Source organism: Caulobacter sp. 602-1, assembly GCF_003931565.1.
Taxonomy (GTDB): domain Bacteria; phylum Pseudomonadota; class Alphaproteobacteria; order Caulobacterales; family Caulobacteraceae; genus Caulobacter.
This window is the reverse complement of record NZ_RRYI01000001.1, coordinates 1-24902: the sequence shown is the minus strand read 5'-3', so window position 1 is coordinate 24902 and position 24902 is coordinate 1. Positions and strand designations below refer to the sequence as shown.

Annotated in this window: 25 protein-coding genes and 1 tRNA gene; 18 read left to right on the top strand and 8 right to left on the bottom strand. The window is 68.6% G+C overall.

The annotated features are described in order from the left end of the window. The first annotated feature begins 41 nt into the window (after nucleotides 1–41). From EIK80_RS00130 to EIK80_RS00125, 3 genes are all read left to right on the top strand, one after another. Nucleotides 42–608 (top strand): hypothetical protein, encoded by a 567-nt coding sequence (locus tag EIK80_RS00130; RefSeq protein ID WP_233586392.1) that lies wholly within the window; start codon nucleotides 42–44, stop codon nucleotides 606–608. Between the two features lie 76 nt (nucleotides 609–684). Beyond that, nucleotides 685–789, top strand: a complete 105-nt coding sequence (locus tag EIK80_RS26530) for a hypothetical protein (protein WP_233586391.1) — start codon at nucleotides 685–687, stop codon at nucleotides 787–789. A 4-nt stretch (nucleotides 790–793) separates the two neighbouring features. Beyond that, on the top strand, nucleotides 794–2944 hold the full coding sequence (locus tag EIK80_RS00125) for an AsmA family protein (protein ID WP_370450187.1): 2151 nt from the start codon (nucleotides 794–796) through the stop codon (nucleotides 2942–2944). 6 nt (nucleotides 2945–2950) lie between these two features. Here EIK80_RS00125 and EIK80_RS00120 read toward each other — a convergent pair whose 3' ends face one another. Next, the gene (locus EIK80_RS00120; protein WP_125154948.1) at nucleotides 2951–3433 is read right to left on the bottom strand and encodes a GNAT family N-acetyltransferase; all 483 of its coding nucleotides are present in this window, start codon (nucleotides 3431–3433) and stop codon (nucleotides 2951–2953) included. A gap of 260 nt (nucleotides 3434–3693) precedes the next feature. On the opposite strand from EIK80_RS00120, the gene EIK80_RS00110 reads away from it, so the two are divergent. Then, a complete protein-coding gene (locus EIK80_RS00110) occupies nucleotides 3694–3969 on the top strand; it encodes a YjhX family toxin (protein WP_125154946.1) in 276 nt (91 codons plus the stop codon). Nucleotide 3970: 1 nt separating this feature from the next. Here the strand turns inward: EIK80_RS00110 and rsmD are convergent, their stop codons facing one another. Both rsmD and EIK80_RS00100 read right to left on the bottom strand, forming a co-directional pair. Further along, nucleotides 3971–4534, bottom strand: a complete 564-nt coding sequence (gene rsmD / locus EIK80_RS00105; protein ID WP_125154945.1) for a 16S rRNA (guanine(966)-N(2))-methyltransferase RsmD — start codon at nucleotides 4532–4534, stop codon at nucleotides 3971–3973. Continuing rightward, nucleotides 4534–5154, bottom strand: a complete 621-nt coding sequence (locus EIK80_RS00100) for a TMEM175 family protein (protein ID WP_125154944.1) — start codon at nucleotides 5152–5154, stop codon at nucleotides 4534–4536. The genes rsmD and EIK80_RS00100 overlap by 1 nt, the downstream gene beginning before the upstream one ends. A gap of 123 nt (nucleotides 5155–5277) precedes the next feature. On the opposite strand from EIK80_RS00100, the gene EIK80_RS00095 reads away from it, so the two are divergent. Then, entirely contained in the window at nucleotides 5278–6249 is a 972-nt protein-coding gene (locus tag EIK80_RS00095; protein ID WP_125154943.1) for a CPBP family intramembrane glutamic endopeptidase, read from the top strand. On the opposite strand, the gene EIK80_RS00090 is transcribed toward EIK80_RS00095, so the two are convergent. Then, a complete protein-coding gene (locus EIK80_RS00090; protein WP_125154942.1) occupies nucleotides 6246–7523 on the bottom strand; it encodes a pseudouridine synthase in 1278 nt (425 codons plus the stop codon). The genes EIK80_RS00095 and EIK80_RS00090 overlap by 4 nt on opposite strands. A gap of 58 nt (nucleotides 7524–7581) precedes the next feature. Between EIK80_RS00090 and tadA the strand changes: the two genes are divergently transcribed. Then, nucleotides 7582–8064 carry a tRNA adenosine(34) deaminase TadA gene (gene tadA / locus EIK80_RS00085; RefSeq protein WP_125154941.1) on the top strand — a complete coding sequence of 161 codons (483 nt, stop codon included), beginning with the start codon at nucleotides 7582–7584 and terminating at the stop codon, nucleotides 8062–8064. Here tadA and EIK80_RS00080 read toward each other — a convergent pair. After that, entirely contained in the window at nucleotides 8061–8480 is a 420-nt protein-coding gene (locus EIK80_RS00080) for a hypothetical protein (protein ID WP_125154940.1), read from the bottom strand. The two genes, tadA and EIK80_RS00080, sit on opposite strands and share 4 nt — an antisense overlap. A gap of 131 nt (nucleotides 8481–8611) precedes the next feature. On the opposite strand from EIK80_RS00080, the gene pseB reads away from it, so the two are divergent. From pseB to EIK80_RS00065, 3 genes are all read left to right on the top strand, one after another. Further along, the gene (pseB, locus tag EIK80_RS00075) at nucleotides 8612–9652 is read left to right on the top strand and encodes a UDP-N-acetylglucosamine 4,6-dehydratase (inverting) (protein WP_125154939.1); all 1041 of its coding nucleotides are present in this window, start codon (nucleotides 8612–8614) and stop codon (nucleotides 9650–9652) included. Then, a complete protein-coding gene (pseC, locus tag EIK80_RS00070; protein ID WP_125154938.1) occupies nucleotides 9649–10821 on the top strand; it encodes a UDP-4-amino-4,6-dideoxy-N-acetyl-beta-L-altrosamine transaminase in 1173 nt (390 codons plus the stop codon). The genes pseB and pseC overlap by 4 nt, the downstream gene beginning before the upstream one ends. 119 nt (nucleotides 10822–10940) lie before the next feature. Further along, nucleotides 10941–12041 (top strand): DUF5694 domain-containing protein, encoded by a 1101-nt coding sequence (locus tag EIK80_RS00065; protein WP_199743326.1) that lies wholly within the window; start codon nucleotides 10941–10943, stop codon nucleotides 12039–12041. A gap of 50 nt (nucleotides 12042–12091) precedes the next feature. Here the strand turns inward: EIK80_RS00065 and EIK80_RS00060 are convergent, their stop codons facing one another. After that, nucleotides 12092–13792, bottom strand: coding sequence for a hypothetical protein (locus tag EIK80_RS00060; RefSeq protein WP_125154937.1), 1701 nt, complete (start codon nucleotides 13790–13792; stop codon nucleotides 12092–12094). Nucleotides 13793–14013: 221 nt separating this feature from the next. Between EIK80_RS00060 and EIK80_RS00055 the strand changes: the two genes are divergently transcribed. From EIK80_RS00055 to EIK80_RS00025, 7 genes are all read left to right on the top strand, one after another. Continuing rightward, on the top strand, nucleotides 14014–14733 hold the full coding sequence (locus EIK80_RS00055; protein ID WP_125154936.1) for a response regulator transcription factor: 720 nt from the start codon (nucleotides 14014–14016) through the stop codon (nucleotides 14731–14733). Continuing rightward, a complete protein-coding gene (locus EIK80_RS00050) occupies nucleotides 14708–16327 on the top strand; it encodes an ATP-binding protein (RefSeq protein WP_125154935.1) in 1620 nt (539 codons plus the stop codon). The genes EIK80_RS00055 and EIK80_RS00050 overlap by 26 nt, the downstream gene beginning before the upstream one ends. Nucleotides 16328–16350: 23 nt before the next feature. Further along, nucleotides 16351–16782 (top strand): HPr kinase/phosphorylase, encoded by a 432-nt coding sequence (locus tag EIK80_RS00045; RefSeq protein WP_233586425.1) that lies wholly within the window; start codon nucleotides 16351–16353, stop codon nucleotides 16780–16782. A gap of 75 nt (nucleotides 16783–16857) precedes the next feature. Then, complete coding sequence (locus EIK80_RS00040; RefSeq protein WP_125154933.1) at nucleotides 16858–17265, top strand: PTS sugar transporter subunit IIA; 408 nt, start codon at nucleotides 16858–16860, stop codon at nucleotides 17263–17265. A gap of 3 nt (nucleotides 17266–17268) precedes the next feature. Further along, entirely contained in the window at nucleotides 17269–17538 is a 270-nt protein-coding gene (locus EIK80_RS00035) for an HPr family phosphocarrier protein (RefSeq protein ID WP_125154932.1), read from the top strand. 223 nt (nucleotides 17539–17761) lie between these two features. After that, a complete protein-coding gene (locus EIK80_RS00030) occupies nucleotides 17762–18664 on the top strand; it encodes a hypothetical protein (protein ID WP_125154931.1) in 903 nt (300 codons plus the stop codon). A 1033-nt stretch (nucleotides 18665–19697) separates the two neighbouring features. Further along, the gene (locus tag EIK80_RS00025; protein ID WP_125154930.1) at nucleotides 19698–19964 is read left to right on the top strand and encodes a hypothetical protein; all 267 of its coding nucleotides are present in this window, start codon (nucleotides 19698–19700) and stop codon (nucleotides 19962–19964) included. A 3-nt stretch (nucleotides 19965–19967) separates the two neighbouring features. On the opposite strand, the gene bioB is transcribed toward EIK80_RS00025, so the two are convergent. Beyond that, complete coding sequence (gene bioB, locus EIK80_RS00020; protein WP_125154929.1) at nucleotides 19968–21011, bottom strand: biotin synthase BioB; 1044 nt, start codon at nucleotides 21009–21011, stop codon at nucleotides 19968–19970. Nucleotides 21012–21110: 99 nt separating this feature from the next. On the opposite strand from bioB, the gene EIK80_RS00015 reads away from it, so the two are divergent. Further along, entirely contained in the window at nucleotides 21111–22592 is a 1482-nt protein-coding gene (locus EIK80_RS00015; RefSeq protein WP_125154928.1) for an inorganic triphosphatase, read from the top strand. A gap of 114 nt (nucleotides 22593–22706) precedes the next feature. After that, nucleotides 22707–24731 carry a phytase gene (locus tag EIK80_RS00010; RefSeq protein ID WP_125154927.1) on the top strand — a complete coding sequence of 675 codons (2025 nt, stop codon included), beginning with the start codon at nucleotides 22707–22709 and terminating at the stop codon, nucleotides 24729–24731. A gap of 57 nt (nucleotides 24732–24788) precedes the next feature. On the opposite strand, the gene EIK80_RS00005 is transcribed toward EIK80_RS00010, so the two are convergent. Next, nucleotides 24789–24865, bottom strand: a tRNA-Met gene (locus tag EIK80_RS00005). Between the last annotated feature and the right edge of the window lie 37 nt (nucleotides 24866–24902).

Here is a 24902-nt window from a genome sequence, read left to right as displayed (position 1 = left end):
CGCTCCGGAAATGTTTTGTTAACCACCATCCGGAGTCGCCCATGATCGCCCTTCGCCGCCTGACCACGATCGCTCTCGCCACGGCCGCCGTCCTGACGGCCGCGCCCGCGCTGGCCGGTTCGAACCGTGGCGGCGTCGGCGGCCCTCCGGGTCCGGAAATCCTGCCGCCCAACGCCGCGCCCGGTCAGTGCTTCTCGCGCCGGGTCACCGGTCCGGGCGGGGCTTATCGCTGGGACCGCGTCGAGTGCGACAGCGCCTATGGCGGTTACGGCTATGGCTATGGCGGTCGCTTGGACGTCCAGACACAGGCCGCGCCCAGCCATGGCTACGGCCACCAGGGCGGCTACGCGCCCGATTGCGGCTGCGGCGGCTATCAGGACGGCTACGCCTATGGCGGCGACTATGCTGGCGACCGCTATGGCGAGCGCCGCTATGACAGCCGCTCTTCACAGTCGCAGTACGCTTACGAAAGCAGTTCATACAGCGGCGGTTACGCCTATGGCCGTGGGGGCCCGGGCGTGAGCTATCCGCCGCCGTATGGATACGGTTACGTCGCCGCCGGGCGCGACGAGGCCGGTTATCTGATCTGGCCCGGAAAGACGCCCTAAACCCCAAAGTGGGTGGCGCCGCCCTTGCGCCGGAAGCGTCGACTTGCACCAAAATGGGACGGGGGAACTTTCTATCATGCGCACGCCAAGCCGGCCGTTTTTCAAGGCCTATGAACTCGTGGCTATCGCCGTCTTCATCGTCGCGGGGGTAGTCGTCTGCCGGATCGGCCTCGTCTACTGACGGGCTGATCCAAGGGACGGCCCGAAGGCCATTCGCTTCAATTTGGAACACGATCGCCGGCCTCACGCGTTGTGGGGGTTCAACCGGAGCCACGATCCTGTCCACGCTCGACGTCACGCCCGCGCCCAGACCGCCCCGGAACCCGTTTCGCGGCCTGTCTCGGCGCGCGCGGATCGGCATCGGCGCGGCCCTGACCCTGGTCGCGGCGATCATCGCCTTCCTCGTGATCTTCGACTGGAACTGGCTGCGCGGGCCGATCGGCCGCTACGCCTCGGCCCAGCTTCAGCGCGAGGTGGCGATCACCGGCGACCTGCGCGTCCACCCCTGGTCGTTCTCGCCCAAGGCCGAGGCCTTTGGCGTGCGGATCGGCCAGCCGGCCTGGGCCAAGTCCGTCGATCCGCAAGCCGGCCAGATGGCGCGGGTCGAGCGCATCGCGGTGCAGATCAAGATCCTGCCGCTGCTGCGCGGCCAGATCGTCCTGCCGTTCCTGGCCATCGACAGGGCCGACGTGCGCCTGCTGCGCGACAAGGAGGGCCGGGCCAACTGGACCTTCGGCGCGCGCAAAAGCGACAAGCCGCTGAAGCTGCCCGCCGTCCAGCGACTGGTGATCAACGAGGGCCGGCTGCGGGTCGACGACCGCCAGCACGGGGCTCTCTTCGTCGGCACGGTCAACGCCCAGGAGCGCGCCGGCGACAAGGGCGGACGCTTCGTGCTGGAGGGCAAGGGCGATCTGAACAGGTCCGCCTTCGTGGCCCAGGTCACGGGCGGACCGCTACTCAACATCTCGCCCAGCCGCCCCTACCCGTTCGACGCCGACATCCGCGCCGGCTCGACCCGCATCACGGCCGAGGGCAAGGTCATCAAGCCGTTCGATCTGGGTCGCTTCGAGACGCAGCTGACCGTGTCCGGCGCGGACCTGAACCGCTTGCACGACCTGACCGGCCTGACCCTGCCCAACACCCCGCCCTACAAGGTCTCGGGCCATCTGGTCCGCAAGGGCGACCGGTACGACTTCGAAAAGCTGTCGGGCCGGGTCGGCGACAGCGATCTCTCCGGCGACCTCTTCGTGCTGACCGGCCGCGAACGGCCCTATCTGGAGGCCGACCTGCGCTCGCGCCGGCTGGATTTCGACGACCTGGGCAGCCTGTTCGGCGCCGCCCCGGCCACCGGTCGCGGCGAGACCGCCTCGGCCGGCCAGAAGGTCGAGGCGGCGCAACGTGACGCGACCCAGCGCCTGCTGCCCGACGCCACCCTGCAGGTCGACCGCATCCGCGCCATGGACGCCAAGGTCAGCTACCGCGCCGAGACCGTGAACGCGCCCAATCTGCCGCTGCGCAAGGTCAGCGCTGAGGTGGTCCTGGAGAAAGGCGTGCTGACCGTCGACCCGCTGGCCCTGACCTTCTCGCGCGGCGATCTCAAAGGGAAGGTTCGCCTGGACGCCCGTCCGGCCACGCCGAAGACCGACATCGACGTGCGCCTGCTGAACGGCCGCCTCGAGGACTTCATCCCCTTCAAGTCGGACGGCAAGCCGGCCATCGAGGGCGCGGTCATGGCCCGCGCCAAGCTGACCGGCACGGGCAACAGCGTCCATCGCGCCGCCGCCTCGGCCGACGGGTCGGTGACCCTGGTCGCCCCGCACGGCCAGATGCGCCAGGCCTTCGCCGAACTGCTGGGCGTCAACGCCTCCAAGGGCCTGCTCCTGCTGCTGTCCAAGAGCGACAAGGAGACGCCGGTGCGCTGCGCGGTCGCCGACTTCGACGTCCGGAACGGCGTCATGACCACCACCGCCCTGGTCGCCGACACCGGCGTGGTGCTGGCCAAGGGCCGCGGCACGGTTAACCTCGCGACCGAGCGTATGGACTTCCGCATCGAGGGCGACAGCAAGAAGCCGCGCCTGCTGCGCCTGTTCATCCCGATCACCATCAAGGGCCCGATCATGGCCCCCAAGCCGGGCCTCGACGTCAGCAAGACCCTGGGCCAGGGCGGCGTCGCCACGGCGCTGGGCTCGCTGATCAACCCGCTGGCGGCCCTCCTGCCCTTCGTCACCACGGGCGAAGCCAAGGACGCCGACTGCGCCGGCCTCGTCAGCGAGGCGCGTCAGCAGGGCGCGCCGGTGAAGGTGGGACAGACGACGGCGGCCAAGGTCAAAAAGTAGGTTTGGCTAGCGCAACGCCTTGACCAGCAAGAGCGTGGTCAGGCCGCTGTTCCATTCCTTGTCCGGATAGCGGTCGACCTCCCGATAGCCTCTGGACGCATAAAACGCCTGCGAGCGCGTGTTGAAGCTATCCGTCTCCAGACGAACTTCGGAGAAACCCAAGCCTGCGATCTCTGCCTCAGCTTGGTCCATCAGCCGTGCGCCGACACCCAGGCGCGCATGGCTGGACCGCACGTGAAGCGCGTTTACGAAGTCCGCCTCCCAATCCACGAACCCCACGACCTCACCCTCCCGCCCCGCGACCCAGAACAGGGCGCCACGCTCGGCGACGTATCGGGCCGGGCGGTCCTCGTCGCGGAAGGCGCGCGCCGCCTCGGCTGTCACCTGAGGAAGCCAAGTGCTCGCGTAGGTGTCATGCAGGATCTCCCGCAGCACGGCGGAGTCGAACAAGGTCGCACGGCGGATCGACAGGCCTGGAAGCAACGACATGCCAGCACGGTAAGCCCGCCGACGAAATCATCGCAACCGGTCACCAAGGACCGGGGGAGGCGTCGATGCTTGAGCTTCGCCGAACTTTCCCCCATCTTCCCGTCATCAACCTCTCTTGTGTGGTTCATGTCCGAGATTGTGCGCGAGGCGCGGGCCTAACAGGCTCCGAGCTTCGGTTCGAAAGTCTAGAGGCCCGCTATCCGCCCGCGTATCCGCCGGCCGGATGCGCGATCGTATGCCTCGATCTCTCGGACAATCCCTTGAACATCTCCAAACCGCAGCAAAGGACGCTGCACGCGCTGGCCCAGGGCGGCCGGATCGAACTCGAACGCGACGACAACGGCAAGATCGTCTCGGCGCCTTGCATCACCCGCGACGGCTGGGCCCTGACCGATTGCACGGTCGGCGTCTTCCAGTCGCTGAAACGCAAGCGGCTGATCGCCAGCCAGGACGGCGGCCCCTACCGGATCACCCGGCTGGGGCTGGGCCATCTCCGGTCCCAACTGGACAACCGGGTGGGGGCGAAGGGCTGGTGAGCTACAGAAGCTTGTAGAACAGCACGCGCGCGGCGCCGTAGTCGCGCGCGTCGATCTGTTCGAAGCCTTCCAGAACCGGGTCGATCTCCCCCCGGCCGCGCTCGAACATCAGGATCGCGCCGGGGGCCAGCCAGCCGTGGGCGCGCAGCTCGGCGACGGCCTTTTCGCCCAGGCCCTTGGCGTAGGGCGGGTCGAGGAAGGCGATGTCGAACGGCGTCCCGGCGCTGGCCGGGCGGGGTCCAAGGTCGGTGGCGTCGCGGCGGTGGACGCGGGTGACCCCGAACAGGTGCATGGCGTCGATGTTCTCGCGGATCGCGCCGCGCGCGGCGTCGTCCGTCTCGACGAACAGGCAGAAGCCGGCCCCGCGCGACAGGGCCTCCAGCCCCAGAGCGCCAGAGCCGGCGAACACGTCGATGACCCGCGCGCCGTGCAGCTCGGGCGCCCAGGCGGCGTGCTCCAGGATGTTGAACACCGCCTGGCGGGCGCGGTCGGACGTCGGGCGAGTGGCCTCGCCCGGCGGGGCGACGATGGCCTTGCCGCGATACTGGCCGGAGACGATGCGCATCAGGCGGCCTTCGGCGCGGCGCCCAGCCGGCGGCCGATCCAGTTCAGGCCCAGCATCAGCCCGGCCAGCAGGGCCCAGCCCCACGGGTTGACCAGGCTGAAGATCGTCAGCCCGCACATCAGGCCGGGCAGCAGCGCCACGCGCAGCAGCACGAACACGGCCTCGCCCACGGGCATGGGCTCGGTCAGCTTGCCGACGAAGGCCGCGTAGGCCCAGACCAGACCCATGGCCAGGCCGATCACCGCCACGTGGCCGACATAGACGAGCACGACCTGTCCGCCGCCCTCCCACAACAGTTCGGTGCTCAGCGGGAGCAGGGCGATCAGGCCCAGCACCACGAAGTTGAACACGTCCAGGCCGCCATCGGCCCGGACCAGGCGGGCGAACACCCGGCGATGGCTGAACCAGCAGACCCCCACCACCGCGAAGCTGACGGCGTAGGCGGTCAGCTTGTGGCCCATCTGATGGAACAGGTCCGCCACGCCCCGCCAGTGCTCGGGCGGATGGATCTCGATGGCCAGCAGGGTGATGGCGATCGCGAAGACGGCGTCCGAAAACAGCACCAGCCGATGCAGATGCCCCGCGCCCGTGTCGCCTTTGCCCGAAACCCCGTCACCCATGCCTGTCCCCTTACAACTCGTAACCGGATGTGTGCCGTCCCCCGCGCGCCACGGCAAGCACCCGCTTTACAAGATCGCGACCCTTCCCTCTTAGTCGGCCCGGAAGCGAGAGGCGATCGAGTGATGCGCATGGGCGAGCTGATGGAGGCGGTGAAGCGTTCGCGCTTTCTGGCCGACCTGTCGCCCTATGACCGCGACCCGTGGCGGACGGTGTTCGCCGTGCCGGTGGGCATGCTGGCCGGAGCGGTGGCGGGCCTGCTGGGCGCGATCACCGCCACCCTGATCAGCCTGCTGGTGGTCAGCGGCCTGGACGGCGCGCCGGCGGCCGGCGACCTGTTCAGCGTCTTTTCCGATCCCAACCTGACCGAGCCGACGGCGCGGCAGTCGCTGTTCTTCCTGGCCGTGCTGGCCGGCGTGAACCTGGGCGCGGCGGTCGGCTTCGTGTTCGCGGCCGGAGCGATCCACCACCGCCGCATCACCGACTACATCAATCGCGGCCAGCCCGTGCGCTGGCGCCTGCTGCTGGGCGGCCTCGTCCTGGTCGGCGGGGTGATGATCGCCGTCACCGGCGTCGCCGCCGCCCTGGGCGAGTCCCTGGATCCGCCGCTGTGGAAGGTCTCGCCGAACCTGGTGGGCCGTGCGCTCTACGCGGCCATGGCCATCGCCCTGCTGATCCTGGCCTCGGCCGCCGAGGAACTGGTGTTCCGCGGCTGGCTGCTGAAGCAGAGCGCGGCCTATGTCCGCGACCCCATCGTGCTGATGGTGCTGAACGGCCTGCTGTTCGCGGCCATCCACTTCGACCCGAACATCGACGCCTTCCTAGTCCGCGCGGCCATGGGCGCGGGCCTGACCTGGATGGCGCTGCGCCTGGGCGGCATCGAGCTGGGCATCGGGGCTCACGCGGCCAACAACGCCGTGATCCTGCTGCTGATCCGGCCGATGACCACCCGCCCGGACTCGCCGCACGAGTTCAAGGCCGGCCTGATCGCCAGCGCCCTGGTGGTGCTGGCCGGCTTCATCGGCGTCGCCGAGCTGTCGGTGCGCTGGCCGGCCCTGCGCCGCTGGACCGGCGGCTCGAGCCCGGCGGCGGCTTAGCGCTTCGGCGGACCGCCGCGCGGGGCCGGACCGCGCGAGGGCCCAACGCCCCGCGAGGGCTTGGCCGCCGCCGGACGCGGGGCCGCCCTGCCCGGCTTCTCCGACACACGCCGCGCCGCGCCGTCCACTGGCTTACCCGGCGACTTGGCCGCCGGCTTGCCGCGCGCGGCGGGCTTGCCGATGTCGATGAACTTGCTCTCCATCGACTTGGGCGCGCGCTTGGCCTTCGGCGCGGCGATGCCCTTGCTGGCGCCCTTGGCCGGCGCGTGGGGCGAGACCTTCTTCTTCGGCTTGGCCCAGCCGGCCTTGTAGACCGGCTTCTCGGACTTTTGCGGCGCGTCGATCACCACCGCCCGGTCGGCGCGCGGAACGCCCCGGCGCTGCAGGTCGCCGCCGCCGGGCGTGCCGGGGGCCTTCACGGCGCTGGCGATACCGTTGAACTTCGGACGATCGCCGGTCGGCATGTTCTCTTCGGAGACGATGCCTTCCAGCAGTTCGCGGATCACCCGGGGCCCGACCTCCTCGATCTGGCCGGCTTCCAGCGGACCCAGGGCGAACGGGCCGTAGGACATGCGGATCAGGCGGTTGACCTTCAGGCCCAGGGCTTCCAGCACCTTGCGGACCTCGCGGTTCTTGCCTTCCGACAGGCTGACCGTGATCCAGATGTTCTTGCCGCCGCCGGCCTTGTCGTGGGCCTTGTCGATCTTGGCCTCGATCGAGCCGTACTTGACGCCCTCGACCGTGATGCCGTCCTTCAGCGTGTCGAGCTTGGCCTGGGTGGTGTCGCCGAAGGCCCGGGCGCGATAGCGGCGGACCCAGGCGTTGCTGGGCGTCTCCAGGGCGCGCGACAGCTCTCCGTCGTTGGTCAGCAGCAAGAGGCCCTCGGAGTTGAGGTCCAGGCGGCCGACCGAGATCAGACGCGGCAGCTCCTTGGGCAGCGACTGGAACACCGTCGGCCGGCCCTTGGGGTCGTTGTGGGTGGTCATCAGCCCGGTGGGCTTGTGGTAGCGGAAGAGCCGGGTCGGCTCGCGTTCGGCCACCAACTGGCCGTCGACGGTCAGGAAGTCGCCGGGCTGGACCTTGACCGCCGGGGTGGTCAGCACCTTGCCGTTGATCGCCACGCGACCGGCCTCGATCAGCCGCTCGACCTCGCGCCGCGAGGCCACGCCGGACCGCGCCAGGGCCTTGGCGACGCGCTCGCCGGGACCGCCGTCGAGATCGCCGTCTTGACCGTCGAGTTCAGGCTCGTACAGGGGATCGTGCGGCTTGGTCATTTTCGGCGTCCTTCTCGGGCTGGGCGCATCTCTCGATGGGCTGTTTCAGGTTCAGGTAATGCACACCGATCTCGCCGACGATCAAGACCGCCGCATGATGCGCCTGGCCCTCGAGGCCGCCCGCGCGGCGGCCGAGGCCGGCGAGACGCCCGTCGGCGCGGTGATCCTCGACCCCAGGACCGGCGAGGTCATCGCCACGGCCGGCAACGGCCCGATCGCCGCCCACGACCCCACGGCCCACGCCGAGATCGCGGCTATGCGGGCGGCGGCCGCCAAGCTCGAGAACTACCGCCTGACCGACCTCACCCTGGTCGTCACCCTGGAGCCCTGCGCCATGTGCGCCGGCGCGATCAGCCACGCGCGGATCGGCCGGGTGGTGTTCGGGGCCGAGGACCCGAAGGGCGGCGCGGTCGTCCACGGCCCGAGATTCTTCGCTCAACCCACCTGCCACTGGCGCCCTGACGTGACGGGCGGCGTCCTGGCCGAGGAGAGCGCGGATCTGCTGCGGGGGTTCTTCCGCGCCAGGCGCAGGAAAATCTAGCTGAGCAGGGTCGAGCCCAGCAGGACCTTGGCGCCGGGCTTGCCGACCACCTGGTCGCAGGCCTTCTGCAGTTCGCGCGCCACATAGTCGAGGTCGGGCGGCGCCCCGCCGCGCAGGCCGGCGGCATAGACCATCAGCACCTGGGCGAAGGCCGCCCGCAGGCGCGGCGTCGAGGCCTGGGCGCGCTCCATCAGCTTGGGATCCTTGGCCTCGATGCCGGTCTCGACGGTCATCACGCCCCGGCGGCCATCGCGGCGCAGGACCACCGCGTTGATCGGATCCAGGGCGAAATAGGTCGGCGGCGCCTTCTTCTCTTCCTTGCCATGGGCGCTGGCGAAGGCGACCGTCGGCGCGGCCAGGGAGCCGCCGGCGAGGGCGGCGATCAGGGCGATCGGAAGGAGGCGGTTTCGGCGCATGTCGCCTTGCTACCGCACCGTGGTTGACGTCCTCTTTACGCCTGCGAGCGCACACAGGGGGTTAACCACGATTCGTCGCCACGCCCGCTCAGGGCGCCTCTGGGGCGGGCGGACGTCGCAGGAGGCAGACCTTGGGCCGTTTTTCCCCCAAATCCCTCGATCTGGACGGCAAGGTGATCCTGGTCACCGGCGGCACCGGCTCGTTCGGCCGGCGCTTCATCGAGACCGTCCTTCGCCGCTACACGCCGCGGAAGGTGATCATCTACTCCCGCGACGAATTGAAGCAGAGCGACATGCAGCTCGAAATGCGCGAGCAGTTCGACGAGGCCACCTACGGCAAGCTGCGCTTCTTCCTGGGCGACGTGCGTGACCGCGAGCGCCTGACCCTGGCCTTGCGCGGGGTCGACATCGTCATCCACGCCGCGGCCCTGAAGCAGGTGCCGGCGGCCGAATACAATCCGTCGGAATGCATCCATACCAATATCATGGGCGCCGAGAACGTGGTCTGGGCCAGCCTGAACAACGCCGTGAAGCAGGTGGTGGCCCTGTCGACCGACAAGGCCTGCAACCCGACGAACCTGTATGGCGCGACCAAGCTGGCCTCGGACAAGACCTTCGTGGCCGCCAACAACCTGTCGGGCGACATCGGCACGCGGTTCTGCGTCGTGCGCTACGGCAACGTCGTGGGCTCGCGCGGCAGCGTCGTGCCGCTCTATCGCCGCCTGCTGAGCCAAGGCGCGACCGAGCTGCCGGTCACCGACCCGCGCATGACCCGCTTCTGGATCACCCTGAACGAGGGCGTCGACTTCGTGCTGTCGTCCCTGACCATGATGCGCGGCGGCGAGATCTTCGTGCCGAAGATCCCGTCCATGGCCATGCCGGACCTGGTCAAGGCCATGTCGCCGGACGCCGGCATGAAGGTGGTCGGCATCCGTCCGGGCGAGAAGCTGCACGAGATCATGATCAGCGCCGACGACGCGCGCGCCACCGTCGAGTTCGAGGACCGCTACGCCATCGAGCCCAACTTCGCCGAGTTCGGCCGCACGCCCTATTCGGAAGCCGACGGCGCCAAGCGCGTGGCCGAGGAATTCTCGTACAGCAGCGACAACAACCACGACTGGCTGACCCCGCAGGGCCTGCTGGACATGCTGGAGGAGAAGGCCGCGCGATGAGCGGCTTCCTGCCCTACGGCAAGCAGACGATCGAGGACGACGACGTCGCGGCCGTCGCCGAAGCCCTACGCGGCGATTTCCTGACCACCGGCCCGACGGTCGAGGCCTTCGAGACCGCCTTCGCCGCCAAGGTGGGCGCCGAGCACGCCATCGCCGTCTCCAACGGCACGGCCACCCTGCACCTGGCGATGTTGGCCCTGGGCGTCGGCGCCAATAACGAGGATGGGGGCGACGTCTGCATCGCGCCGTCGATCACCTTCCTGGCCACCGCCAACTGCGCCCGCTACGTCGGGGCCGAGGTGGTGTTCGCCGATGTCGATCCCGACAGCGGTCTGATGACGCCGGACACCCTTGCCAAAGCGCTGAACAGCGCGCCCGGCAAGCGGGTCAAGGCCGTGCTGCCCGTTCATCTGCGCGGCGACGTCTGTGACCTGCCCGCCTTGAAGGCCATGGCCAGCGCCTCCGGCGCGGTGCTGGTCGAGGACGCGCCCCACGCCCTGGGATCCATCGGAACGTTCGGCGGAACCGCCCACCCGGTCGGCGACTGCGCCTTCTCCAGCTTCGCCAGCTTCTCGTTCCATCCGGTCAAGACCCTGGCCACGGGCGAGGGCGGGATGCTGACCACCAACGACGCGGCCCTGGCGGCCAAGGCCCGCCTGCTGCGCTCGCACGGCATGGTCCGCGAGCCCGGCGGCGATCCCTGGTGGTACGAGATGCCGGAGCTGGGCTTCAACTATCGTATCCCCGACGTGCTCTGCGCGCTGGGCCTGTCGCAGCTGAAGAAGCTGGACCGTTTCGTCGCCCGCCGGCGGGAACTGGCGGCGCTCTATGAGACGCTGCTCGCCGAACGCGCGCCGCGCGTGCGCCTGGCCGCCAGCCCGGCCCATTCGAACCCGGCACTGCACCTGCTGACCGTGCTGATCGACTTCGAGGCCGAAGGCATTTCTCGCCGCACCGTCGTCGAGAGCCTGAAGGCCCAGGGGATCGGGACCCAGGTCCACTACATTCCGGTGCACCGCCAGCCCTACTACGTGAACCGCCAGGGCCTGGCCGACCTGCCCGGCGCGGACGCCTGGTACGCGCGCTGCCTGACCCTGCCGCTGTATCCGACCATGACCGACGGCGACGTCGAGCGCGTGGTGGACGCCCTGGCGGGGATCCTGGGGTAGCGCGGCAAGGCCGCCTCTCCGCTCATCCACGCGGCGAAGCGATCATTAAATAAAAGTCAGGCGCCTCCGTTCGCCTATCCCCGGGCCTCTAAGCTTGAGCAGCTGTCCGAGGGGCCTTTATGTTTCGCACCGTTCGTATTCTCGTCGCCGGCGTTGGGGCGCTGGCCCTGCTGGCCGGCGCCGCCCAGGCGCAGGACTATAAGCCCACCTTCCATCCCGAGACGCTGAAGGGGCCGCCCGCCGGCAAGGCCAACGAGGTGCTGGTGCTGGGCACGGCGCACCTGTCGGGCCTGCCCAAGACCTTCGACATGGCGCTGCTGGCGCCGCTGATCGACCGCCTGGCCGCCTGGAAGCCGACCGGTATCGCCACCGAGGACCTGTCGGGCCTGCAGTGCGACGCCCTGCGCCGCTATCCGGCCCGCTACGCAGCGACCGTGAAGAGCTATTGCTACGACCCCGGCAAGGCGGGCCAGGCGATCGGTCTCGACGTGCCGGCGGCCAATGCCGAGGCCGAGCGCCTGCTGGCCGCCTGGCCGACCCAGCCCACGGCCGCCCAGCGCCGGCGCCTGGCGGCGGTGTTCATCGCGGCGGGCGAGCGCAACTCGGCCCTGGTGCAGTGGCTGCGGTTGCCAGACGCCGAGCGCCATGCTGGCGATAGCCTGAACGACGAACAGGCCGCCTTTCTGGAATCGTTCAAGACCCGCCGCAACGAGACCACCGTGATCGCCGCCGTGCTGGCCGCGCGGCTAGGCCTTGAACGCCTGTGGAGCGTCGACGACCACTCGGCCGACACCCCCGATAGCGGCGCCCCGGAGGAACAGAAGGCCTACGAAGCGGCGATCATGAAGGCATGGGATAACCCCGTCAGCCATGCCCGCCGGGCCCAGGACGAGGCATTGCGCGCGAACCTCTCCAAGCCGGACGGCGTCCTGAACCTCTACCGGGCCTACAACACAGCCAACGCCCAGTTGATGGCCTTCAAGGGCGACTTCGGCGCGGCGTTCGTCGAACCCTCGCCCCAGGGCTTCGGCCGGCAATATCTGGGCTTCTGGGAGACCCGCAACCTGCGCATGGTCGGCAACATCCGCGACGTGCTGGGCCAGCACCCCGGCATGCGGATGCTCGCCATCGTCGGGGCGTCGCACAAGGGCTACTACGAGGCCTATCTGAACCAGATGCACGACGTGCGGCTGGTGAGCTCGGACGCGGTGCTGAAGTGAGGACGATAGCTCCGGCGGCGGCCTGACCGTCCTCCGGCGGCAGGCGCGCCCTAAGCCGCCTGCGCCAGCAGGGTCTTCAGCAGGTCCATGGTCTGCGGCGAGCCCTGGAGCTGTTCGCGCGAGGTCGGGTCGCGGGCCAGTTTCAGGGCCTCGACCCGGGCCTTGTCGGCGACCGGGCCGGTCGGGCCGGCCTCGCCGAGGGCCAGCTTGGCCAGCAGTTGCAGACGGTGCGGCAGTGGCGCGGGGGCGCGGACCAGCATGGTCAGCAGGCGCGAGTCGCCCTCGATCAGCGCGCCGATCTCGCCCAGCTTGGCGCACAATGGCTCGAAGTCCTCACGCACCAGGCCGGAGCGGACCAGCTGACGCTGCAGCCCCGCCAGGTTGCTGAGCTTGGCGACCGGCGAGTCGGGGCCGGCGCGCAGCTCCTTCTCGAAACGCATGGCGCTGATGTTGGCGTTCAGCCAGCGAGCGGCGTTGCGCTTGTTGACCGCGCCCATGACGTTCTCGGCCAGGCGGATCAGCATCTTGATCTCTTCATGGGCCGAGCGGTCGCGGCCCAGCAGCGCCTCGATGAAGTCGCCGTTCAGCAGGGTCTTGGAGCGGGTCGTGAAGGCGCCCTGGATGTCCTCGGCCTGGAGGATGCGGCCGGCGGCGGCCGTCAGGCTCATGGCCAGGGCGCGCAGATATTCGATCTCGGCCTCGGCGTCGCTGGGCTTGAGGCGGCGCACGCCGTTCAGCTCGGTCAGCACGCGCTCGGCGATGGCCTTGCGCACCGACGGGAAGTTGTCGCCAGCCAACCATTCGCCGAGACGACGGGCCGTGCCCGACAGCTCCGGCATGCAGCCGCGGACGCTGGCTTCGATCTTGATCAGGGCCTCGACGGCGACGCCGCCGGTCAGGCGGGTCATGGCCGCCAGGGTGACGCCGAGGTCTTCGTTGGTGGTGTTCAGCAGGTCGGCCATGCCGGCCCGCGAGCCGATGATCTCGGCCAGCGGCTGCTCGATGGCTTGCAAGGCCGCGAAGCGGGCGCGCGGCTCTTCCGGGGCGGCGTCGGCCAGGTCCAGCAGGCGGGCGATCTTGGCCGACCAGCTGACGGCCGGCGCGATCGAGGCGGCGACGCCGGCGCCCAGCAGGAACGCGCGGTCGGGATCGGCGACCAGGCGCTCGGCGGCCTTGGCGAAGCCTTCCTTGTCGAGATCCGGCAGGGCTCCCTTCTTGAAGGCCTTCATCAGGTTGGCGACGGTGCGCTCGACCAGGCCCTGGAAGTGGCGGATGACCTCGTGCACGGACTGGCCGCGCGCCTCGGCTTCCGGAATGGCGATCTTTTGCAGCGCGTGCTGCAGGTCGGTGCCGGACGCCTCGAGCTTCTCGACGAGATCGGGGCGGTGCAGCAGTTCGAACGGCGTGGCCTTGTGCCGGGCCAGCCAGCCTTCCAGCAGGCGGCCGATGCGGTCACGGGCGTGGGCGGTGTAGAGGTCGGCCGGCTGCACGCAGAGGGGGTCGCGATCCTCGACCTCCTTCTTGGGCTTGCCGCCGTCGACCAGGCCCTTGGTGAAGATGGCGATCGACTTGTATTCGCCGGTGGCCTCGTCGAGGGTTTCCTTGCTGACGCGCACGGCGACGGCGCGGTTCTGAACGAGGACGTCCTCGGCGACCTGCAGCGCGTGCGCGCGGTTCTCCGAGGCGATCTCCAGCGTCCACTGGGCCCCGACTTTCCGCCGGACAAACAACTCGTAATGGACTTGGCTCATGCCCGCCCCGCTTCAGGAGGCCCCACTATGGGTGTTCAGACCTTAAGGTGAGGTTGAGGGAACCCGCCCATGACGGCCGTCCGCGCCGCAATCGCGCCTTTCTGGAGCCGTAAAGCCCAGGAAGAAGCAGGGAAAGCTTTACCGCGCCACGCGTTGAAGCCAGGACGTTCGACCGATAGGATCGGCCGACGCAAGAAAAGGCTAAGGACAAGAACGACCATATGGCCGCCATCACGCTCATTGACGACGACGAGAACATCGTCGCCTCGGTCTCGCTGGCCCTGGAAAGCCACGGTCACGCGGTGAAGGCCTATTACGACGGAGCCTCGGGTCTCGAGGCCGTCGAGGCCAACCCGCCCGATCTTGTCATTCTCGACGTCAAGATGCCGCGCATGGACGGCATGGAGGTGCTGCGGCGCCTGCGCCAGACGTCCGAGATCCCGGTGATCATGCTGACCTCGAAGGACGACGAGATCGACGAGATCCTCGGCTTCAACCTCGGCGCCGACGACTACATGCACAAGCCGTTCAGCCAGCGCCTGCTGCTGGAGCGGGTCAAGGCCGTGCTGCGCCGCGCCCGTCCGGACGACGAGGACCTGGCGCCGATGGCCGGCTCGGCCGCCGCGGCGGCGGGCTCCAAGGTCATGAAGCGCGGCAAGCTGACCCTCGATCCGGCCCGCCATGACAGCCTGTGGGACGGCCGGCCGGTGCGTCTGACCGTCACCGAGTTCCTGCTGCTGCAGGCCCTGGCCCAGCGCCCCGGCTTCGTGAAGAGCCGCGACAACCTGATGGACGCCGCCTACGACGATCAGGTCTATGTCGACGACCGCACGATCGACAGCCACATCAAGCGCATGCGCAAGAAGTTCCGTCAGGTCGATCCCGAGTTCGACTCCATCGAGACCCTGTACGGCGTTGGCTACCGTTACCGCGAGTCCTGAGGCGGAGAGCCAAAGCGAAACCCCCAAGGCCAGGCGACGCTTCGTCTGGCCGCGCGGGTCCAGGCTCGGCCGGCTGATCATCGTCCTCAACGTGCTGGCGCTGGCGATCGTGGTCGTCGGGGCCCTGGTGCTCAACGAACTGCGCAGCGGCCTGATCGCCGCCCGCATCGACAGCCTGTCCACCCAGGGCGAGCTGATCGCCAACGTCATCGACCAGACTGCCACGGTCGGCGAGCCCGAGCCGGCGCTGGATCCCTATGTCGCCAGCCAGCTGCTGCAGGTGCTGTTCATCCCGCGCAACCAGCGGGCCCGCCTGTTCGACGCCCACGGCAAGGCCCTGGCCGACTCGTTCGTGGTCGCCGACCGCGTCGACTGGAAGGTGCTGCCGCCCGCGCGCAAGCCGGGCGACAAGGACGCCCCCCCGCACCTGACCCCCGCCGCCCAGGCCCGCGCGGAGAAGGCCCGTCAGGCCCTGGCCGACGAGATCGCCCAGGCGATGAAGGGCCGCCCCGTCGCCGGCACCCGCATTGCCGAGGATGGCGAGCGGGTGGTCTCGGTGTCGATCCCCATCCAGCACGTCCGCGCGGTGCTGGGCGTGCTGACCTTGGAGGCCGGCGATGTCGACGAGATCATCTCGGCCGAGCGCAAGGCCCTGCTGCCGTTCATCGTCGTGGCCATGGTCGCGATCGTGCTCTCCAGCGTCCTGCTGCACCGCCTGATCGCCGTGCCGGTGCTGCGCCTGGCGCGGGCCGCCGACCATGTGCGCCTGCAAGGCGCGCGCGCCATCTCGCTGCCGGACCTGTCCGAACGCCGCGACGAGCTGGGCGACCTGTCGCGCTCGCTGGAGGACATGACCCACTCGCTGTCCGAGCGCATGGACGCCATCGAGCGCTTCGCCGCCGACGTGGCCCACGAGATCAAGAACCCCCTGACCTCGATCCGCTCGGCCATCGAGACCCTGGACCTGGTCACCGACCCCGCCGCCCGGGCGCGGCTGCTGGCCATCCTGCAGAACGACGTCAACCGCCTGGACCGCCTGGTCACCGACATCTCCAACGCCTCGCGCCTGGACGCGGAGCTGTCGCGCGAGCATCCCAAGGCCATCGACCTCTCCAAGCTGCTGGCCGAGGTCGCCAGTCTGTACGAGGCCCAGCTGCGCCCCGGTCCGGCGCCGGGCAGCGTGCGGGTGCGATTCGGGGCCGAGATCCCCCGCCCCATCCTGGTGCTGGCCCGCGAGACCCCGATCGGCCAGGTGTTCCGCAACCTGATCGACAACGCCCGCTCGTTCAGCCAGGACGATGGCGAGGTGCGGGTGTTCGTGATCCGCCCGCGCGGCAAGTCGACCGTGGCCGTGATCGTCGACGACGACGGCCCCGGCATCCCCGCCGAGAACCTGGAGACCATCTTCGAGCGCTTCTACACCTCGCGTCCCAAGGGCCGGGCGTTCGGCGGCAATTCGGGCCTGGGTCTCTCGATCGCCCGGCAGATCGTCGAGGCCCACGGCGGCCAGATCCACGCCGAGAACCGCAAGGACGAGGCCGGGGCCGTGATCGGCGCCCGCTTCGTGGTCGAGCTGCCGGAAGTCCGGGAGTGATTCGCCCCGAAGCCCCGCCGGAGATCCGTCACGCCGGCCTGATCGCCCGCCGCCAGGACGGCTTCTGGCGCGGAGCCCTGATCGAGGGCCCGTCGGGGATCGGCAAGAGCGACCTGGCCTTGCGAGCCCTCGACGCCGGCTTCCGGCTGGTGGCCGACGACCGGGTCTTGATGTTCGCCGCGGCCGGCCGCCTCTACGGCAAGGCGCCGGAAACCCTGGCCGGGCTTATCGAGGTGCGCGGCCTGGGCGTGATCGACGCCGCCGCCCTGCCCTTCTGCCAGGTGGCCTTGGTCATCCGCTGCGTCGCCGACCCCGCCGCCGTCGAACGCCTGCCCGATCCGCGATCCGCGACGATCAAGGGCGTTTCCGTTCCCGTTTTCGACCTGTGGCCGCGAGAACCCGCCGCCCCGACGAAAATAGGCCGCATGATGCAGTCTCTTGGAGTCGCCTCCTAACGAGCGTATCAAGGCCGCCCGCGCGACGTTCTCCCCGTCGCCACGGGAATGGGGATCCCTGTTGAGATACAAGGCATGATCGGGCTCGTGATCGTGACGCACGGGCGTCTGGCGGAAGAGTTCATCTCCGCCATGGAACATGTGGTCGGGCCGCAGGCCGCCGTGAAGGCGATCTGCATCGGCCCCGAGGACGACATGGAACGCCGCCGTTCCGACATTCTGAAGGCCTGCGCCGAGGTCGACACCGACGGCGACGGCGTCATCCTGCTGACCGACATGTTCGGCGGCACGCCCAGCAACCTGGCCATCTCGGTCATGGAGCAGACCAAGGCCGAGGTCATCGCCGGCCTGAACCTGCCCATGCTGATCAAGCTGGCCAGCGTACGCCAGCGCGAAACCCTGCAGGCCTGCGTCGCCCACGCTCAGGAGGCTGGACGCAAGTACATCTCCGTGGCCTCCTACGTGCTCGCGGGGGAAAAGTAGGGCATGGCTTCACGCACGGTCGAGATCGTCAACGAGCGCGGCCTGCACGCGCGCGCCTCGGCCAAGTTCGTGAAGATGGCGTCCAGCTTCGACGCCGAAGTGACCGTCAGCCGCGACGGCGCCTCCGTCGACGCCCGGTCCATCATGGGCCTGATGATGCTGGCCGCCGGCATCGGCTCGACCATCGACATCAGCGCGGAAGGCCCCGAGGCCGCTTCGGCGGTGGAAGCGCTGTGCGAGCTGGTGGCCAACCGGTTCGACGAGGAGCGATAGCGGCGCGGGCCTGCCGTGAGGCGGGCGGGACGACCGCTAAGGGTGGAAAGCGCCCCATCGGATGCCGCATTCGCTGAAGGTGGGTTGTCGAAGACGCTGAACTTTGCGGCTTTAAAATATTCCGCCTGAAACAGGACGTTCTTAGTTTGGGTACCCCTGATCTACTGTTGATAGCTTGGCCATAAACGGCTTCAATCTCGGTTGAATCAACCGGAGAGCGAGCATGAGGCCCGACTTATTCCTTCCGTTCTGCAACGAGCGCCTGACGTGGCTTGGCGAGTGGATCGACGGCACGAAGGATCGCTCCGGCCACGCCACCACGGTTGGGGCAATCACCTTCGTTGTCCTTGGGACCGCAGCTCTGTTCATCTTCCTGCACCGCGAGCGGCTGTCACCACTCCTGGCGTGGATCAAAGCCAGGCCAGCTATGTCGTCGGTCATCGGGGTTGTCATCGGCGTGCCGCTGGTGAGCTTCGTTCTGATGTGCCTATCCAAGTATCTGACGTTCGCCTCGGCGCTGGCGACGACGGTCGGCGTGCTGGTCGCGCTGGCCAGCAACAACCGGACCCATGAGCGCGAGGAACAGCGCTTCGCTCGGCAGGGCAACGCCGCACGCATGGCGCTCCCTTTGGAACTGTCGGCTCTAGGCTCCTACTGCCGGTCTTACGGCGAGGCTCTGAACCAGATGCCTAACGCGAAGGCCCCCATGCAGTCGCCAGCCGAAGGGATTACCTTCCCCAAGCTTCCTTCAACGCTGGTGGCGACATTCAAGGAAGTCATCACTATGACCAAAGACGAGAAACTCGCTAATCGTTGCGGCTTGATTTTGAGCTATGCCCAATACGTGGATGGCTACATTGACCTTCTAAACAGCAAATGGAACGTCTCGGTCGAGCGTAACGTCAATCATGCCAAGTTTCGCCTCGCTGTTCTCTACGCGCTGATATCATCCTTTTTCGATTGGGCGCGAATGGAATCCGAGGAGATTAACGATGTTACTTGGCTGCTTGTCGATCAGGCCGTTGCAAACCTGACTATTGGCGGGACCAATTCTTTCGCCAAATACTTTGAAGAGCGTCGCCACCATCAAAGTCCGCTTGACGTTCTGAATCACAAATTCAAATAGAAATCATATATGCCTTACTATTAATTCCAGTATTTAAATTAGGCTGGCGGCAGGTATCTAAATATAACCGCTGGAGGCTGTCTCACACATGAGAGTCCGCAACGGGTCGAAAGCCGACCTTGGTCGGTGCGATCCTTAAATCTCTTGGAGGCTGCAGCGTGCAGGGCTGTCCAGGTCAGTCAAGGACGGCTTCGCGGCCGCCCGGAGGGCGGTCCTTGAGTGACCTGGACAGCCCTGCGATCGTCTCGCCGTGAGATGTAAGGATGGCTCCGACCTCGGGGGTCGGGCGGCGGCGAGGGGCGGGAAGAGGTCGCGCACCCCAGATGCTCCCCCGCGATGCGGGGGAGCTGTCGCGGAGCGACTGAGGGGGCTAGCGTGGCATAGGTCCAGTTGGCCCCCTCCGACCCTCTGGGCCACCTCCCCCGCAACGCGGGGGAGGATCTACGGGGATTGGGCGCGCTCAATCCCCGGCGTTCGCGGCGCCGAATCCCACGAAATCAACCGCTTGTCGATTTTACGCGCCGCTGAATGATCCGCGTTGAATCCACCGCGATACTCATAGCCATCCCCGTCGCGGGGGAGGGCGTTTGGATCCGGCCCAAAACGGCGGCGGGGGTAGGTTGAGCGGGGCCGCTGGCGGTTCCCGGAGGCTCGAAAGTCGCCCCGTCCGTACTCTTTAGGCGGATCGGCTGGCGAACGGGCAGTCTCCGGGGCCAAACCCTCAGCGGATCGACAGGGCGGTGATCGTACAAGCCGCCTATCGTGGATCGTCGGGGTCGAGACGGATGTAGCCGATCGACTTGGTCCGCGCCCGTCCGGGGGTAAACGGGGACCCGAGCAGATAACGCTCACGCCTCCCGACCTCACGGGCAAGAACAGCCTGGCGGAGCGGTCAGCGAGCCGAAACAAAAACAAACCTCACGGTCTCCGGGTTCGCCCGGCCGCTCCGTCGCCTCCCCACCAAACTCGCAGCCGCTCAGGCGCGAGGATGCTGCAACACGTTCCTTCCCCCTGGATGGGAGCAGGAGAGAGAATGACCCAATCCCTGATCCACGCTCGTCACACGCGCATGTTCGGCAAGGGACGCCATCGCAAGCGTCGCCTTCGGAAGAGCGACGACATCTGGCTGGAGCTGATCGACAGGGTGACGACGATCCTGGACGAGGCCGAGCATGACATGCGCGCGATGACCCGGGACTATCCGCCCAACATCCTGGCCGGATACCTCGCGGACGCAGCCGAGACGCGGCGTGAGCTCGAGGCCCAGCGCCGCGATATCCTGCTGAATCCGCGTGGCTAAGGCCTACTCGGCCGCGACGATCTCGTGATCGTGGTGATGCGCCTCGACCCGCACCGCGCCGCCCATCGGGCGCAGGTCCAGGTCCTGGAACAGCTGGCTGTCCTCGTCCTGGCCCGGCAGCGGCGTGGTCAGCAGCTTGCCGCCGACGAAGATCGAGTTGGCGCCGGCCAGGAAGCACAGGGCCTGCAGTTCGCGGCTCATGCCCTCGCGGCCGGCCGACAGGCGGACCATGGATTTCGGGCAGACGATGCGGGCGACGGCGATGGTGCGGACGAACTCGATGGCGTCGATCGCCTTGCCCTCGGCGAGCACCTTGTCGCCCAGCGGCGTGCCGCTGACCGGCACCAGGCCATTGATCGGCAGGCTGTCGGGATGGGCCGGCAGGGTGGCCAGCTGGTGCAGCAGGCCGGCGCGGTCGCGACGGCTCTCGCCCATGCCGACGATGCCGCCGCAGCAGGTGCTCATGCCGGCGTCGCGGACGTGGGCCAGGGTGTCGAGGCGCTCCTGATAGGTGCGCGTCGTGACGACGTCCTTGTAGTAGTCCGGCCCGGTGTCGAGGTTGTGATTGTAGTAGTCGAGGCCCGCGTCCTTCAGGGCCTTGGCCTGGTCGGCGGTCAGCATGCCCAGGGTGGCGCAGGTCTCCAGGCCCAGCGCCTTCACCTCGCCGATCATTTCGGTCAGCTTGGGCAGGTCGCGGTCCTTCAGCTCGCGCCAGGCCGCGCCCATGCAGAAGCGCTGGGCGCCGCCGTCGCGGGCGGCGCGGGCCTTGGCCACCACGTCGTCGGCGGCCATCAGCTTCTCGGCCTTGAGCCCGGTCTTGAAGTGGGCCGACTGGCTGCAATAGCCGCAGTTCTCGGCGCAGCCGCCGGTCTTGACCGACAGCAACTGCGACAGCTGCATCTCGGAGGGATCGAAATGCGCGCGGTGCACGCTCGCGGCGTCGAACACCAACTCCATGAAGGGCCGTTCGAACAGCGCCTCCACCTCGGCGAGGGTCCAGTCGTGACGAGCCACAGGTGAGACGGGCGAAGCGTTGATCTTACTCATGGCGCGCACGTTTGAACCGCTCCATGACGCTTGGCAAGACGTCGGCGAGGCGGCATAGCGCTAAGGGAGCGGAAGGGCCGCCCGGGAGTTGGTCAGGTCATGGATCGCGAGATCGAGCTGAAATTCCTGATCCCGCCCGAAGCAGCGGCCGAAACCCTGGCCCAGTTGAAGGGCGAGGGCGCGGTGCGCCAGCTGGACGCCACCTATTTCGACACCCCCGGCCATATCCTGCGCAAGGCGGGCTTCGGCCTGCGGGTTCGCGACGGCGAGGGCGGCCGCAAGCAGACCCTGAAATCGGCCTCGGCCGGCGGCGTGTTCTCGCGCGGCGAATGGGAAGAGAAGATCGCCGGTCCCGATCCCGACCCCGACGCCCTGTCCCGCACCCCGGCCGCGGCCATGCTGGCGGGCCAGACGCTGGCGCCGGTGTTCACCACCCGCGTCCAGCGCACCGTACGGCTGGTCGAGGTGGGCGGCGCGACGATCGAGGCGGCCCTCGACCAGGGCGAACTCCTCGCCGGCGGTCGAAAGGCCCCGGTCTGCGAGCTGGAACTGGAATTGAAGAGCGGCCCGGCCAGCGCCTTGTTCGACCTGGCCCGCGACGTCGCCCGCCACGCGCCCCTGCGGCTATCGCTGGTCAGCAAGGCCGAGCGCGGCTACGGCCTGGCCGCCGGGAACGAGGGCGGCTCGCCTCGTCGGCAGACCGCGATGCTGGACCGCCACGCCACCGTCGGCGAGACGCTGCAGGCCTTGGGCCATGCGGATCTGGCCCATCTCTGTTCGGCGCTGGAATCACTGCGCGGGCGGCCGGAGCCCGAGGGCGTGCACCAGGCCCGCGTCGCCACCCGCCGGCTGCGGGCGCTGCTGAAGATCTTCAAGCCGTTGGCCCGGGACTCCGCCGCTCAAATGCTCGACGAAGGCCTGCACTGGCTGGCGGCCGAGTTCGACACGGCGCGCGATCTGGACGTCTTCATCGGCGACGTCTGGGACCAAGGCGGCCGCCGGGCTCGCTTCGACGGTCGCGACGATTTCGAACGCGCCTTGAACGCCGCCCGCGCCAGCGCCTATCTGCGGATGGAGGCGGCGGTGGCCAGCACCCGGGCGCGGGAAGTCCTGCTGGAGGCCGCGGCCTGGCTCGAGACCGGCGCCTGGACGCGCGATCCGGACCTGGCCGATGTGCGCGACGGCCGCGCCGACGCCTTCGCCGCGGGGGTGCTGGATCACCGCCTCAAGCAGGTCAGGACCCGCGCCAAGCATTTCGACGAGCTCGACGCCCAGGCGCGGCATCGCCTGCGGCTGAAGGGCAAGACCCTGCGCTACGCGGCCGAGGATCTCGCCCCCCTGTTCCCGGACCATCCCCATCGAGTCGAACGGTTCCTGGAGGCCTCGCGGGCGGTGCAGGACACGCTGGGCGCGCTCAACGATCGCAGCGTTCGCAAGACCCTGGTCGAGACGGTGACCCAGGGCGACGCCGGTCAGGCTCGGGACGTCGCGCGCGTGGCCCTGGCCGACGACGAGGACGACCTCGTGGACGCGGCGCGCAAGGCGCTGAAGGCGCTGCTGGAAGCCAAGCCGTTCTGGTGAGGTGAACGCGAAGCCGATCCCACGACCCGTTCTCACGCGGTTGTCATCGACACGCGGTATGCGGACGAAACGGGGGGCGCGGGAGCGGGCCGCCGAGCACGAGGGGCGCAAGCCATGAACCGCCTGAGACTCACCGCCAGTCTGCTGGCCCTGATGACCACGACGCCGGCCCTGGCTCAGACCTCGCCGACTGTGGGCGTGGTCGGCGCCACCGTCCCGACCGCGCAAGGCGGCGCGAACGGCGTGGCCCTGCTGCGCGATCCGAAGGACCCGGCGCGCGGCGTGATCGCCGCCAGCGCCAAGCTGGGCGGGCTCGAGCTCTACGGCTTGGATGGCCAGCGCATCGCCGCCATCCCGGGCGGCGAAGTCTATGCGGTCGACACCCGCGACGATGGCCCGCGCGCTCTGCTGGCCGTTCTGGACCGCCAGGCCGGCCGCCTGCGACTGTTCGGCCGCGACCACGCCAGCGGCGGGACCGCCGCGATCGACGCCCGCCCGCTGTTGCTGGACTATTCCGGGGAGGGGATCTGCCTGCATCGCAGCGTCCGCGACGGCGCGCTCTACGCCTTCGTCATGGGCCGCGAGGGGCAGCTCGATCAGTGGCTGCTCTACCCCGCGGCCGACGGCAAGCTCGACGGCCGCGTGGTCCGCACGCTGCGTCTGTCGTCCGAGGCCAAGTTCTGCGTCGCCGACGACGCCAGCGGCGCGCTCTATGTCGCCCAGAAGGCCGTCGGCGTCTGGCGCTACGACGCCGATCCCGAGGCCGAGCCGGTCCCGGTCATCGTCGACATCAATCGCCTCGGCCACATCGCCGGCGAGGTCGGCGGACTGGCGGTGATCAACGGCGGCAAGGGCGCGGACTATCTGGTCGCCGCCAATGCCGACGCCGGCGACTACAACGTCTATGACCGGAGCGCGGGCGACCGTTTCGTCGGCGCCTTCAGGGTCCAGGCGAACGGCGGGGCGGCGATCGAGGGGCCGTCGGGCCTGTTCGGGATCCGAGCGCCCGTCGGCCCCAGCCTGCCGGCCGGCGCGCTGCTGATCGCCGACGACCGCAACGCGGGCGCCAACAGCAAGATCCTGTCGTGGCGGGATATTGCCTCGGCGCTGAACCTCTCGCTCGGCCAGGACGCGCCGGCGGCCGAACCCAGCAAGACGGTGCTCGTCCAGGCGACCATGGAGACCGAGCCGGTCGGCCATGACGGCGACGCCGCCGACGATCCGGCCATCTGGGTCCACCCGACCGATCCGGCCCGCAGCGCGATCATCGCCACCGACAAGAAGGGCGGCCTGCTGGTCTACGACCTGTCGGGCAAGCGGCTGCAGTACCTGGCCGACGGCAAGATGAACAATGTCGACCTGCGCGGCGGCTTCAAGCTGGGCGGCAAGACCGTGACCCTGGTCGCGGCCAGCGATCGGACCCGCAAGGCCATTGGTCTTTACACGATCGATCCCGAAACCCGCCTGCTGACCAGCGTGGCCGATGGCGTCCAGGCCAGCGGCCTCTCGGATCCTTATGGTCTGTGTCTATACCGCGACCGCAAGGGGGTGATCTTCGCGTTCATCAGCGACCCCGACGGCTTGGTCCGGCAGTACAGCCTGACCGCCACCGCCAAAGGCAAGGTCGCCGCCAAGGCCGTGCGCGACCTCAAGTTCGACACCCAGACCGAAGGCTGCGTCGCCGACGACGAGACCGGCGCGCTCTATGTCGCGGAGGAAGATGCCGCGTTGTGGAAGCTGGGCGCCGACGCCAAGGCTGGCCGGGCCCGCAAGGCCGTCGCCCGTGTCGCCGACAATCCCGCGCTGAAGGACGATCTGGAAGGCGTCGGCCTCTACGCTCAGCCCAATGGCAAGGGCTATCTGGTCGTCTCCAGCCAGGGCAATAACAGCTATGCGGTGTTCCATCGCGAGGGCGACAACGCCTATGTCGGCAGTTTCGCGGTGACCGCCAACGGCGACAACGGCGTCGATGGAATCTCTGAGACCGACGGCCTGGACGTGACCAGCGCCTCGCTCGGTGCGGGCCTGGAGACCGGCGTCTTCGTCGCCCAGGATGGCCGCAATATCTCGCCGCCCGAGCACCAGAATTTCAAGCTCGTGCCGTGGTCGGCGATCGCGGCGAAGCTGAAACTCGAGTGAGGCGATGGCGAGAGACGAAAAAAGCCGCCCGAAGGCGGCTGTTTTACGAAAGACCCTTGGGTGCGGGGACAGGATTTGAACCTGTGACCTTCAGGTTATGAGCCTGACGAGCTACCGGGCTGCTCCACCCCGCGTCAGGGTGTTTTGGATTGTGATGCAGGGTTTTTGGAC

What these genes read in the sequence shown, in the direction of transcription:
- pseC (WP_125154938.1), top strand. Translation starts at nt 9,649, where the DNA reads ATGAGCGGCTTCCTGCCCTACGGCAAGCAGACGATCGAGGACGACGAC.
- EIK80_RS00035 (WP_125154932.1), top strand. Translation starts at nt 17,269, where the DNA reads ATGGCTTCACGCACGGTCGAGATCGTCAACGAGCGCGGCCTGCACGCG.
- bioB (WP_125154929.1), bottom strand. Translation starts at nt 21,011, where the DNA reads ATGAGTAAGATCAACGCTTCGCCCGTCTCACCTGTGGCTCGTCACGAC.
- rsmD (WP_125154945.1), bottom strand. Translation starts at nt 4,534, where the DNA reads ATGCGCATCGTCTCCGGCCAGTATCGCGGCAAGGCCATCGTCGCCCCG.
- tadA (WP_125154941.1), top strand. Translation starts at nt 7,582, where the DNA reads ATGCACACCGATCTCGCCGACGATCAAGACCGCCGCATGATGCGCCTG.
- EIK80_RS00055 (WP_125154936.1), top strand. Translation starts at nt 14,014, where the DNA reads ATGGCCGCCATCACGCTCATTGACGACGACGAGAACATCGTCGCCTCG.
- EIK80_RS00095 (WP_125154943.1), top strand. Translation starts at nt 5,278, where the DNA reads ATGCGCATGGGCGAGCTGATGGAGGCGGTGAAGCGTTCGCGCTTTCTG.
- EIK80_RS00100 (WP_125154944.1), bottom strand. Translation starts at nt 5,154, where the DNA reads ATGGGTGACGGGGTTTCGGGCAAAGGCGACACGGGCGCGGGGCATCTG.
- EIK80_RS00065 (WP_199743326.1), top strand. Translation starts at nt 10,941, where the DNA reads ATGTTTCGCACCGTTCGTATTCTCGTCGCCGGCGTTGGGGCGCTGGCC.
- EIK80_RS00030 (WP_125154931.1), top strand. Translation starts at nt 17,762, where the DNA reads ATGAGGCCCGACTTATTCCTTCCGTTCTGCAACGAGCGCCTGACGTGG.
- EIK80_RS00060 (WP_125154937.1), bottom strand. Translation starts at nt 13,792, where the DNA reads ATGAGCCAAGTCCATTACGAGTTGTTTGTCCGGCGGAAAGTCGGGGCC.
- EIK80_RS00120 (WP_125154948.1), bottom strand. Translation starts at nt 3,433, where the DNA reads ATGTCGTTGCTTCCAGGCCTGTCGATCCGCCGTGCGACCTTGTTCGAC.
- EIK80_RS00040 (WP_125154933.1), top strand. Translation starts at nt 16,858, where the DNA reads ATGATCGGGCTCGTGATCGTGACGCACGGGCGTCTGGCGGAAGAGTTC.
- EIK80_RS26530 (WP_233586391.1), top strand. Translation starts at nt 685, where the DNA reads ATGCGCACGCCAAGCCGGCCGTTTTTCAAGGCCTATGAACTCGTGGCT.
- EIK80_RS00010 (WP_125154927.1), top strand. Translation starts at nt 22,707, where the DNA reads ATGAACCGCCTGAGACTCACCGCCAGTCTGCTGGCCCTGATGACCACG.
- EIK80_RS00090 (WP_125154942.1), bottom strand. Translation starts at nt 7,523, where the DNA reads ATGACCAAGCCGCACGATCCCCTGTACGAGCCTGAACTCGACGGTCAA.
- EIK80_RS00080 (WP_125154940.1), bottom strand. Translation starts at nt 8,480, where the DNA reads ATGCGCCGAAACCGCCTCCTTCCGATCGCCCTGATCGCCGCCCTCGCC.
- EIK80_RS00130 (WP_233586392.1), top strand. Translation starts at nt 42, where the DNA reads ATGATCGCCCTTCGCCGCCTGACCACGATCGCTCTCGCCACGGCCGCC.
- EIK80_RS00025 (WP_125154930.1), top strand. Translation starts at nt 19,698, where the DNA reads ATGACCCAATCCCTGATCCACGCTCGTCACACGCGCATGTTCGGCAAG.
- EIK80_RS00015 (WP_125154928.1), top strand. Translation starts at nt 21,111, where the DNA reads ATGGATCGCGAGATCGAGCTGAAATTCCTGATCCCGCCCGAAGCAGCG.